This window comes from Microbacterium sp. (assembly GCF_026393345.1).
In the GTDB taxonomy this organism is placed as follows: Bacteria; Actinomycetota; Actinomycetes; order Actinomycetales; family Microbacteriaceae; genus Microbacterium.
Window position 1 is genome coordinate 35,767 of record NZ_JAPLAI010000007.1, and the last position, 11,051, is coordinate 46,817.

9 protein-coding genes and 1 pseudogene are annotated in these 11,051 nt (G+C 70.9%); all 10 read left to right on the forward strand.

Annotated elements, in window-relative coordinates; all coding sequences use genetic code 11:
• Nucleotides 1-45 precede the first annotated feature (45 nt).
• The gene (gene pstC, locus NT132_RS00630; RefSeq protein ID WP_297783230.1) at nt 46-1,068 is read left to right on the forward strand and encodes a phosphate ABC transporter permease subunit PstC; all 1,023 of its coding nucleotides are present in this window, start codon (nt 46-48) and stop codon (nt 1,066-1,068) included.
• Nucleotides 1,068-2,390 carry a phosphate ABC transporter permease PstA gene (gene pstA / locus NT132_RS00635; protein ID WP_297783233.1) on the forward strand — a complete coding sequence of 441 codons (1,323 nt, stop codon included), beginning with the start codon at nt 1,068-1,070 and terminating at the stop codon, nt 2,388-2,390. Before pstC ends, pstA begins: the two co-directional genes overlap by 1 nt.
• Nucleotides 2,387-3,850 (forward strand): phosphate ABC transporter substrate-binding protein PstS, encoded by a 1,464-nt coding sequence (gene pstS / locus NT132_RS00640; RefSeq protein WP_297783236.1) that lies wholly within the window; start codon nt 2,387-2,389, stop codon nt 3,848-3,850. The genes pstA and pstS overlap by 4 nt, the downstream gene beginning before the upstream one ends.
• A 193-nt stretch (nt 3,851-4,043) precedes the next feature.
• On the forward strand, nt 4,044-6,458 hold the full coding sequence (locus tag NT132_RS00645; protein ID WP_297783239.1) for a hypothetical protein: 2,415 nt from the start codon (nt 4,044-4,046) through the stop codon (nt 6,456-6,458).
• Nucleotides 6,459-6,504: 46 nt separating this feature from the next.
• Nucleotides 6,505-7,350 carry a substrate-binding domain-containing protein gene (locus NT132_RS00650; protein ID WP_297783241.1) on the forward strand — a complete coding sequence of 282 codons (846 nt, stop codon included), beginning with the start codon at nt 6,505-6,507 and terminating at the stop codon, nt 7,348-7,350.
• A complete protein-coding gene (locus NT132_RS00655) occupies nt 7,307-7,558 on the forward strand; it encodes a hypothetical protein (protein WP_297783244.1) in 252 nt (83 codons plus the stop codon). Before NT132_RS00650 ends, NT132_RS00655 begins: the two co-directional genes overlap by 44 nt.
• Nucleotides 7,559-7,586: 28 nt before the next feature.
• Nucleotides 7,587-8,642 (forward strand): hypothetical protein, encoded by a 1,056-nt coding sequence (locus tag NT132_RS00660; protein WP_297783247.1) that lies wholly within the window; start codon nt 7,587-7,589, stop codon nt 8,640-8,642.
• A gap of 143 nt (nt 8,643-8,785) precedes the next feature.
• A complete protein-coding gene (locus NT132_RS00665) occupies nt 8,786-9,877 on the forward strand; it encodes a hypothetical protein (protein ID WP_297783250.1) in 1,092 nt (363 codons plus the stop codon).
• Nucleotides 9,874-10,626 (forward strand): hypothetical protein, encoded by a 753-nt coding sequence (locus tag NT132_RS00670; protein ID WP_297783254.1) that lies wholly within the window; start codon nt 9,874-9,876, stop codon nt 10,624-10,626. The genes NT132_RS00665 and NT132_RS00670 overlap by 4 nt, the downstream gene beginning before the upstream one ends.
• Nucleotides 10,623-11,051 (forward strand): annotated as a pseudogene (locus NT132_RS00675) (hypothetical protein); the annotation flags it as partial. The gene NT132_RS00670 and the pseudogene NT132_RS00675, both read left to right, overlap by 4 nt.

Sequence of the window (11,051 nt, forward strand, 5' to 3'; positions counted from 1 at the left end):
CGAGACCTGGGGCGGCACGCGCCTGCCCGGAAACCGGAGGCAGGGATGAGCGATGCGGTCACCGAGGTGGTGACGCCCGCTGATCGGACGGCGTCGGCGCCGCTGCTGCGATCGCTGCGGTCGGCGCCGGTCTTCTCCGACCGCGTCTTCCGCACGGTCTGCATTGCGGCGGGCGGTGCCACGGTCGCGATCATGCTCGCCGTGGGCGTCTTCCTCACCCTGCGCGGTGGTCAGGCGCTCAGCGTCGCCGGGTTCTCGTTCCTGTGGACGCAGGCCTGGTCGCCCGAGACCGGTGACTTCGGGATCGCCGCCGTGCTGTTCGGCACCATCACGATCGCGCTCGTCGCCCTCACGTTTTCGTTCCCGCTCGCGCTCGGCACCGCCCTCCTGATCAGCGAGGTGCTGCCGGACGGCATCAAGCGCGCCATGACGACGATCGTCGACCTCATGGCGGCCGTGCCGAGCGTCGTGTTCGGCCTCTGGGGCGTGCAGTTCCTGCAGGAGAACGTCATCCCGGTGTCCCGGTGGATCTCCACCTACTTCGGCTGGATCCCGGTGTTCGCCGTGACGGATGCGGAGGGCGACCGTCTCACGGATGCCAGCGCCTTCACCTCCTCCGCATTCATCGCCGGCATGGTGGTGGCCCTCATGGTGCTGCCCACCCAGACCTCGATCATGCGGGAGGCGTTCTCGCAGGCTCCGATCGGTGAGCGGGAGGGGGCCCTCGCGCTCGGATCGACCCGGTGGGGCATGATCCGCACCGTCGTGCTGCCGTTCGGCAAGGGCGGCATCATCGGCGGCACGATGCTCGGCCTCGGCCGCGCATTGGGGGAGACCATCGCGGTCTACATGATCATCTCGCCCATCTTCACCATCAACACCGAGGTGCTTCGCACCGGGTCGAACTCCGTGTCGGCCCTCATCGCCCTGCGGTACGGCGAGGCCAGCGAGTTTGGTCTGTCGGCGCTCATGGCCGCCGGTCTCGTCCTGTTCCTCATCACCCTTGCGGTGAACTTCACCGCATCCTCCATCGTCGCGCGGTCCCGGTCCGGGGCGGAGAGCACCTGATGACCCTCATCGACGACTCCGCCACCTCCCTGGACCCCGACGACCACCCACGCCCGGGGCGCACCGTCATCCCGGCGGAGGCCACCGGACCCGCGCCGGCACGGCGTCGCCCCGGCACCGTCTCGCTGGAAGAACGATTCGACGTGGTGGGAGCGCTCCTCGCCGGCGGCGCGGTCGCGACCCTCCTGTTCGGCTGGCTGACACCGCTGTCCGGCGCGATCGGCTGGGCCGTCGTCGCCTTCCTCGTGTTCCTCGTCTCGTACGCGGTGCTGGTCGCACTGCGCGCGGACCGGCTCGCCGTGATCGACCGCGTGGTCACCGTGCTGCTGTACAGCGCCGGCTTCATCGTCATCTGCGCGCTTGTGTTCGTCGTGCTGTACACCGTGCTGCGGGGCATTCCCGCACTCTCCCACGGCGCCTTCTTCGTCGAGACGATGCGGCTCGCGGGCCCCCTCGACCCGTTGGAGGTGGGCGGGATCGCACACGCGATCGTGGGCACCCTCATCCAGATCTCGATCGCGCTCGTCATCACGGTGCCGCTCGGGATCACCACGGCCGTGTTCCTCAACGAGATCGGCGGCCGGTTCGCACGGTTCGTGCGCACCGTCTCCGACGCCATGACGGCGCTGCCCTCCATCGTCGCGGGGCTGTTCGTGTATGCGGCGCTGATCACCCTCGTCACCCACGAGCGGTCGGGGTTCGCCGCCTCCGTGGCCATCACCGTCATGATGCTGCCGATCGTGATCCGCTCCGCGGACGTCGTCCTCCGGCTCGTGCCTCACCAGCTGCGGGAGGCGTCGTACGCGCTCGGCTCCTCACGGTGGCGCACGGTGTGGCGGGTGGTTCTTCCCACCTCCCGGTCCGGCCTTGCCACGGCGATCATCCTCGGCACCGCCCGCGGCATCGGTGAGACCTCCCCGGTGCTGCTGACCTCCGGGGTGACGGCCGAGATGAACACCAACCCGTTCTCGGGACCGATGATCTCGCTCCCGCTGCAGGTGTTCACCTTCGTGCAATCGCCCGAGCCGAACATGGTCGCCCGCGGTTTCGGCACCGCGGCGGTCCTCATCGTGCTGGTGCTCAGCCTGTTCGTCATCGCCCGCCTGATCGGCGGCCGCGGCGCCGGCGTCCTCTCCGACGGTCAGCGTCGACGCGCCGCCCGACGCTCGCGCGAGGACCTCATGCGCATCGTCCGGCGCGCGACCGTCCCCGTCCCCGCTGTCCCCGTCCACGCCGTCCCCTCCGTCCCCGACAGCGACGGCGCTGCCACGACCGAGGACACCGCACCGACCGCCCCCACCCGCTCGCAGGAGACCCCGTGACCCTTCGTCCCCGCCGCCGCGCCGTGCGCGGCGCCCTCGTCGCGCTGCTCGTCGGGGTGCTCGGACTCGGCGCCGCCGTCCCCGCGCAGGCCGCCTCCTACGTCGCCATCTCCGGATCGGGCTCGACCTGGTCGCAGAACGCCCTCGACCAATGGCGCCGGAACGTCGCCAGCAACTACGGCATGACCGTGAACTTCTCCGGCACCGGGTCCTCCGCCGGCCGCTCCGACTTCATCAAGGGGTCGGTGGACTTCGCGGTCAGCGAGATCCCGTTCCAGGCACACCCGGAGGACGGTTCGGCGCCGGAGGTCTCGCCGCGAAGCTACGCCTACCTGCCCGTCGTCGCGGGCGGCACCTCGCTGATGTACAACCTCAAGATCGGCGGGAAGAAGGTCGACACCCTCCAGATGTCCGGCGAGGTGGTCACCCGCATCTTCGCCGGTCAGATCACGCGGTGGAACGACGCCGCCATCGCCGCGGACAACCCCGGGCTCGCGCTGCCCGACAAGGAGATCATGCCGGTGGTGCGTTCGGACGGCTCCGGTTCCACCGCGCAGTTCACGAAGTGGATGGCGACGCAGTACCCGTCCATCTGGACCACGCCCATGACCTCGCAGTTCCCCACCTCGAAGCTGGCGACCTACAAGGCGCAGAGCGGTTCGCTGGGGGTGTCCGGGTACGTGAGCCAGAACTACGGCGAAGGCTCCATCACCTACGTGGAGTACTCCTACGCGATGAAATCGGGTTTCCCGGTGGTGAAGGTCAAGAACGCGGCCGGCAACTACGTGGAGCCGACCGCCGCGAACGTGGAGATCGCGCTCCGGTTGGCGAAGATCAACGAGGACCAGAGCTCGCCCGACTACCTCACCCAGATCCTCACCGACGTGTACAACAACCCCGACCCGTCGGCGTACCCGATGTCCAGCTACTCGTACATGATCGTGCCCACCCAGACCGGGGGAGTGTTCAATGAGAGCAAGGGATACACGCTCGGCGAGTTCGTGAAGTACATCGTCTGCGAGGGCCAGAAGCAGGCCGGCGCACTCGGATACTCGCCCTTGCCCAACAACCTCGTCGCCGCCGCATTCGCGCAGATCAAACGCATCCCGGGTTCCGCCGTCGGCGACTACAACGCCGCATCCTGCAGCAACGCCGGCGCCGCGGCCAGCGGGACCCCTGCGGCCGAGACCGGATCCGGGGGAACGACGACCGCGGCGGCTGGCACCGGCACCGACACCGCCGCCGCGGCCGGCGGCGACGCCGTCTACGACGCCAACGGCAACCTCATCTCGGGGTCGTCGGCGTCCGGCGGGGCGGCCGTCTCCGCGCCGTTCACGCTGGCGGCGGACTCGTGGAACGCGCCCAAGACCGGCATGCTCGTCGCCGCGCTCCTGCTCCTCGCCGCGATCCTCGTCCCGCCGCTGCTGCTGCTCGTGCGGGGCAGACGCCCGGGCCGCTGACGGCAGCGTCACCCGGCGTTCACCGGGCGATCTGTGAACGGACGCCCGGACGCTCCGCCCGTTGCCGGTGCGGACATGGCGGGTTCGTTCGGGATTCCTACCGTATGAGTGGCCGCTGGGGTGGCCGGAACTGGGGTGTCAGGTGGTTCGATCCGCACGCGTTCGCGCAGTGCTGCGCGCGACGACGGCAGGGATGGCGGTGTTCGCCGCCGTGTTGTCGCTCTCCGTGATCGGCGGCACCGCCGCGGAGGCCGCCGATGGCGCCGCATCCGCGGTCACCGTCACGGCGAAGGACCAGGACATCTACGCGGCGACCTCGCCGATGCCCGACCTCGCGGTCACGGTCTCTCAGACCACGAACCTCGTCGCGCAGGCGATCACGGTCTCCTGGACCGGGGGAGAACCCTCCACCCTCCCCAACTCGCAAACCGGTGGCGAGAACTTCCTGCAGATCATGCAGTGCTGGGGAGATGTCATCAACGATGACGCCGAGGCGTTGCCCTCCCGCACGACGTGCCAGTTCGGCGGCTTCGGCACGCCCGGTGCGAAGCGCGACGACGAGCTGCAGGCCGCGGCGATCGCGCCCGAGGACGCGCGGTACTCGTACATCAGCACCAGCGGTCTCGAGGGCTCCTACACCGGCATCCCGTTCCGATCGGTCCCCGACCCCGTCACGGGTGAGTCGACGGTCATCAAGAAGGTCGACGAGAAGGGCGCAAAGATCCCCGGCGTCAACCTCAACGAGAACGAGTTCTTCACGAAGTACACGACCAACGAGGTGCCGTGGGCGGGCTCCGCGTCGAACGGCAGCGGATCGGTGACGTTCGAGGTGCAGACCGCGCTGCAGTCGCCCGGACTCGGATGCGGCGCCGCGCAGGCCGCCGCCGACGGCACGGTGACCGGTCGCCCGTGCTGGCTGGTCATCGTCCCTCGAGGGGCCGGCACCAACACCGCATCCCCGCTGTTCTGGGAGCAGTGGAAGCACCGCGTCGCCGTCCGGCTCGACTTCCAGCCGGTCGGCACCCACTGTGCGATCGGCGCCGGCGAGCAGCAGCTGGCGGGCAGTGAGCTCATCTCCGATGCAGTCTCGTCCTGGCAGCCGAACCTGTGCAGCGCCGCCGACGGCGACGCGTACACCCTCATCACCACGACCGATATGGATGCAGCCGCCACCTCCAATGCGGTTCCCGATGCGCCGCTCACCCTCACCACGCAAGCGCTGGACACGTCCGACGGCGCCGTGGATGGGTTGAGTTACGCCCCCGTGGCACTGACCGGGATCGCGGTCACCTTCGCCGTGGACCGGTACCCGTCCGCGTCCGCCCCCGATGAGGTGCAGGCGCGCGCTCGGGAGCCGTTCACCGCCATGAAGCTCACCCCACGGTTGCTGGCGAAGCTGCTGACGTCGTCGTACACCGACGCGCTGCCGACGAACGCCGACATCGGACATCTGCGGGGGAACCCGCGCAACCTTCTGTTCGACCAGGAGTTCCTCGCCCTGAACCCGGACTGGGCGCAGCAGGCCATCGTCAGCCCGGCCGTCGCCGACATCCTGCTCCCGCAGGGGCGCCTGGGCTACGCCCGCGCCGTGTGGGACTACATCCTCGCCGACGACGACGCCCGTGCCTTCCTCGACGGCGAGGCCGATCCGTGGGGGATGCACGTCAACCCCTGGGCCACCACCGACGCCGACCTGAACTCGTCAGGAGCGGCGCTCGAACTGCCGCGCGACGACTTCCCCAAGGTGGATCCCGCCGAGGCGTACAAAGGCAGCGAGCAGGTGCTGAACGCGGTCACGTGGCGTCCGTTCACGAACGACCTGGCGTCGGGCGCCTACTACGCGCTGCGCGGCGACGGGCTGAACGTGGGCGAGTGGGATCCGATCTCCATCCCCGCGAAGTGGCAGCGGAAGGCACGCGACCTGGTCGGCGACCGGAAGGTCCTCGCCCTGACGGACACCTCGTCCTCGGAGCGGTACGAGACGGTCACCGCGTCGCTGCTGACCCCGGCGGGCACCTACGTCGAGCCCGACACCGACAACCTGCTCGCTGCCGCCGCGGTGATGACCGCATCGGGTGTGCAGCCGCAGGTGTTCGCGTACGACGCGACATCGGATGCGGCGGCCGCCTCGCGCTCCGCCTACCCGCTGACCGTTCCGGTGTATGCCGCGACGAATGCTGCCCTCAACAGCCTCGATGTCAACGCCAGCTACGCCCGGTTCATCCGCTACGCCGCAACGGACGGGCAGAAGCCCGGCGTGCTGCAGGGCCAGCTGCCGGCGGGCTACGCCCCGATCCCCGCCGGATGGCGGACGCAGGCGCTCGCCGTCGCGGACCTTCTCGCCACCGCTCCCGCTCCGCAGGCCGCCGTCGCACCGAGCGCCGCGCCCGCCGCCGCGACCACCACCGTGCCGGTCGTCGCGCCGGCCGTCACGGTCCCCGCCGACCCTGCCGCGACCGAGACCACGGCCGCCGCACTGTCCGCCGGGGCGACTCCGGACGACCCGGACACCGGGGCGCTCACGCAGGCGCTGCCGCTGAGCATCCTCGCCGGCGTCCTCGCCGCGGGGGGCGTCCCGTTCGTCGGGCGCCTGCGCTGCCGCCTCTGACTTGTCCTCCGCACCTTCCGAAACCCGATAAGAGAGAGCACACATCATGAAGTTCAAGCGGTTCGCCGCGGTCACCGCGGCGCTCGGCGTCGTCGTGGCCGGCGGCATCGTCGCGAGCTCGGCCAGCGCCGAGGTCGTCTCCAACAGCTACGTGCTGGTCGGCTCCGACACCCTCCAGGACGCGGCCAACGCGCTCGCCAACGGCACCAATATCACCGGCACGCGCGTCCGGGTCACCTCCAGCGGCGGGGACACGATCGGCTCGTTCGATGCGTTCCCGGGCACCGGCACGGGAAGTCAGATCCAGACCAAGCCGGGCGGCCCGACCTTCCTCCGCCCCTCTGGCTCCGGCAATGGCGTCACAGCCCTCCGCGCCTCTATCACCGGCGCGGCGTGGGGTGGGAAGACCATCACCGGTCAGGTCGACGTCGCCCGCTCCTCCAGCGGCCCCGGCACCAATCAGAACTCCGACGGCAAGCTCGCCTACGTGCCGTTCGGTCGCGACGCGCTCTCGTACATCTACAAGGGCGGCACCGCGGCGTGGGCGAACCTCACCGCAGCCCAGCTCAAGCAGATCTACGAAGGCACGCTCACCTCGATCGACGGTGTCGCGGTGAACCCGCGTCTGCCGCAGAGCGGATCCGGGACGCGGTCCTTCTTCCTGACCGCGATCGGCAACCCGTCGCTGAAGGCAGGCATCGACACCGGAAACACCACGGCGGAGAACGACGCCACCGTCCTCGCCGCGGGGGAGATCATCCCCTTCTCGGTCGCCAGCTGGGTCGCCCGTCGTGCTCGGCAGCCCGGTCGCCGGTGTGTCGCCCGTCACCGGTACCGGCACCGCGACCGTGCCGAACGCGGCGTACTACGCCAACACCACCTTCGGTCGTGACACCTACCTGGTCGTGGAGCGGGCACGCATCACGCCCGGCGACGGAAAGTTCGACGCCGGCCTCGCCGCGCTCGTCGACCCCGCCAGTGCGACCAGCCTCACCAACTTCACCGCCGGCCTGTCGGGCAGCCCCCGACGCGTCAAGGAGAAGTTCGGTTTCCTCGCGCCGTCGCAGACGACGCCCATCTTCGCGTACGTCACCCTCTGAGCCCCTTCCCGGAACAGGAACAGACATCATGAAAATCTCGATCCGCAAGGTCGCGGCCGCAGGCCTGGCCGTCTCCCTCGGCCTCGGTCTCGCCGGCTTCGGCGCGACCGCCGCATCCGCCGCCGTCGGCGACTGGACCCCCAACGGCACCCCTGAGCCCTACTACCTGTACTCGTTGGACACCGGAGTGGTCGTGCCCTCGGGCACGACGCTGCACTACACCACCGGACTCGTCGGAGCGCCGTCCCCGACGGACCCCGACCAGCGGTTCGCCGACGCCCCGTCGGATGCCACCACCGCGTACATCTTCATCGCCCCCAAGGGCAAGGAGTCCTCCATCGCGGACTGGGCGTCCCGGGTCGACGTCGGCTTCGAGCCGGGAACGCAGCGGGTCTTCCAGACGCCCGCGGCCCTCAACCAGTTCCCCTCGGCCAGCTTCGGCGCGGTGAAGGCTGCGGGCGGCGACTACAGCCTCGGCGTCGCCTACACGAAGAACAACGGCGTCACGTTCGTCGGTCTGGGCGCGTACACGTACGTGCACATCACCGCGGGCACCGCGGATTGGACCTACGACTACCCGACCCCGATCACGGCCACGCCGCCGGCGAACACCACGGGCCAGATCGGCCTCGCGGCTCCGGTCGCCGCCCCGGTCAACGGTGCGCTCTCGCTCAGCGTCCCGGCCGGCGCCACCGCGACCCTCGGGGCCACAGCGCTGAACGCCTCGGGTCAGTCGGTGTCGACGGGTACGTTGCCGACCTTCCAGGTCAGCGACCAGCGCTACGTCACCAAGCCCGGGTGGACGGTGAACACCTCGGTTGCCGCCTTCGCGAGCGGTGCGAACACGATCGTGCCGTCCGCGCTGTCGATTGCCCCGGTCATCGACGCCAGCACCACGGCCACCGGGGTCACCAAGGTCGCGTCGCTGCTGGGCAACCCCACGGCGGCGGCGTTCGCCGAGGCTGCGGCCGGACAGGGCACGGGCACCACCGACCTGTCCGCGGCGCTCACGCTGACGGCGCCGCTCGGCACCCCGGCGGGCACCTACACCTCGACGATGACGGTCACCGTCGTCTCGAAGTGATCCCGGGGGCGGGGGCGAGTCGTCCCCGCCCCTCCCGCCGCCCCCGGGCCGAGCCCGGGGGCGGCATCACCGGTTCTGCACTGTTCGCCTCGCGTTCACGCGTCGGACGTGCGGCCGCAAGCCTCATAGGGAGTAATTGGTCCGTGTCCGACACCCGAACCCGAACGGGTACCCTCGCTCGGCGTGCGCTGATCGCCCTGTCCGCGAGCGTCCTCGCCACGGGGATGCTGACGCTCGTCGCCCCCGCATCCGCCCACGCCGCGGACACCGATGCCATCTCGGGCAGCCCCTGCGGGTCGGACGGTGCCGCCGACGGTCGCTCTCGCTTCACGTACGAAGCCGCTCCCGGTCAGCAGATCGACGACTGCTACCTGGTCGAGAACACCGGCACCACCCCGCAGACCGTCACGGTGTATGCCACCGACGCGTTCAACACCGAGGCAGGCGATTTCGCCCTGCTGGACGCGAACGCTGCCGCGACCGACGCCGGATCCTGGGTCGTGTTCGAGGACGGCTCCACCCGCATGAGCCTCGACCTCGACCCGGGCCAGTCCCGTGCCATCCGCTTCCGGCTGACCCCGCCGGCCGATGCCGGCCCGGGAGACCACGCGGGCGGACTGATCGTGTCCGCACAGACCCCGTCCGACCAGATCCTCGTCGACAGGCGCGTGGGGACCCGCCTGTACGCACGCGTCCCGGGCGACCTGCAGTCGCTGCTGAACATCACCGGGATGACGGCGACCTACGCCCCGAGCCTGAGTCCGCTCGACGGCACCGCCCGGGTCACCCTCACCGTCAGCAACCAGGGGAACATCGCGCTGGCTCCCACCCTGGTGCTGTACGCGAAGAGCTTCTTCGGCTCGGATCTCACCGAGCGGCGGCTCGAGAACCTCGACGAGCTGCTTCCCGGCGCCTCCCGCACCGTCACCTACGAGCTCGGCCCGGTCGGGCAGTACGTGTACGTCACCGTGTCAGCCTCGCTCTACTCCCGGGGCGATCAGACCGGGGCGGTGAGCGAGGCGCCGGTCGCGCCGCAGGTCAACCGCGAGGCGGGCGTGTGGGCTGTGCCGTGGGTCCTGGTGGGGGTGCTGCTGCTGGCGGCGCTCGGCGCACTGTTCCTGCGGTGGCGGCGACGGCGCGACGACCGGCGGACCGCGGAGTGGGTTGCCTTCACCCGGGCCGAGGCCGAGCGGACCGCCGCGCAGCGCGAGAGCATCGGATCGGGGGGTCGATGAGCGCCCACGCCCGCCTGCGTGCCACCGCCCGGGTCGCGCTCGCCGCCGGCGCCGCGCTCGTCGCGGTGTCCCTCCTTGCCGTGCCCGCGCATGCCGCCGACGACGACGGCGCATCCGGCGGCATCGGTCTCACCGTTCCGGTGATCGGATCGGCGGTGACGCCCGCCACAGGCACCGCCGCGGGGTCATCCGGCCGGGGCTCCGGCACGGGAGGCGGCGTGGATGCGGTGGTCACCGCGCCGGCGGAAGAGCCGACGCCGGCGGAGGGCGACCTCCTCATCGCGGGCGGCCTGTACCTCAGCGACATCACCGGGACCTCGCGCCCCACGCCGAACCCGCTCGAGGGGAAGGCCGACCTCTGGTTCACGCTACGGAACCTGTCGACCGACACCATCGACGCGACGGCCGACTTCAGCATCGCGACCCTCACCGGGGCGCTCATCGACGACGCCCGGGTCGAGATCGCCGGGCTCAAGCCGGGTGAATCCCGGGTCGTGGGTGCGACACTCTCCGGCACCGGCCAGTGGCCCTTCGTCGCGGGCAGGGTCACCCTCAACCCGCCGGATGAGATCGAGGGACAGCCGACCGCCGCGGTGAGCCGGGCCGCCGTGGTCTATGTCTTCCCGTGGCTCGGCGCCATCGGCGTCGTGCTCGTGGGGCTCGCCGTGGTCCTGTTGCGCGTGACCGCGGGGGCGGCCGCTCCGGCCGCTCGCGCCGCCGCCGGTGCCGTCGCGGGCGCGGCCGCATGAGCGCCGCGCCCGCGACGGCGCCCGCGGCGCCCGTCGACACCCTGCCTGACGCCCCGCCTGACACCCCGCCCGGCACGTCGCCGCGCCCACCCCGCGGCGGCAGGCCGCCCAGGGTGCCCCGCCGCCCGCCGCGCGAACCGGCACCCCCGCTCACGCTGCAGCAGGCGCTCGTCCGGGGCGTCCTCATCATGGTGGCGGCGCTTGTGGCCATGTTCCTGGTGACCGTGCTGCTCATCGGGAACATCACCTACCACGCCACGCAGCAGCAGCTCGCCGACCGATTCCGCAGTGAACTCGCCGACGGCACCGCGCCGGTGAGCGAGGGGGACTTCGAGGATGTGCTCCTCGCCGACGGCGACCCCGTCGCGATCATCGACATCCCCGCGATCTCGCTGTACGACGTGGTGGGGGAGGGGACCTCCTCC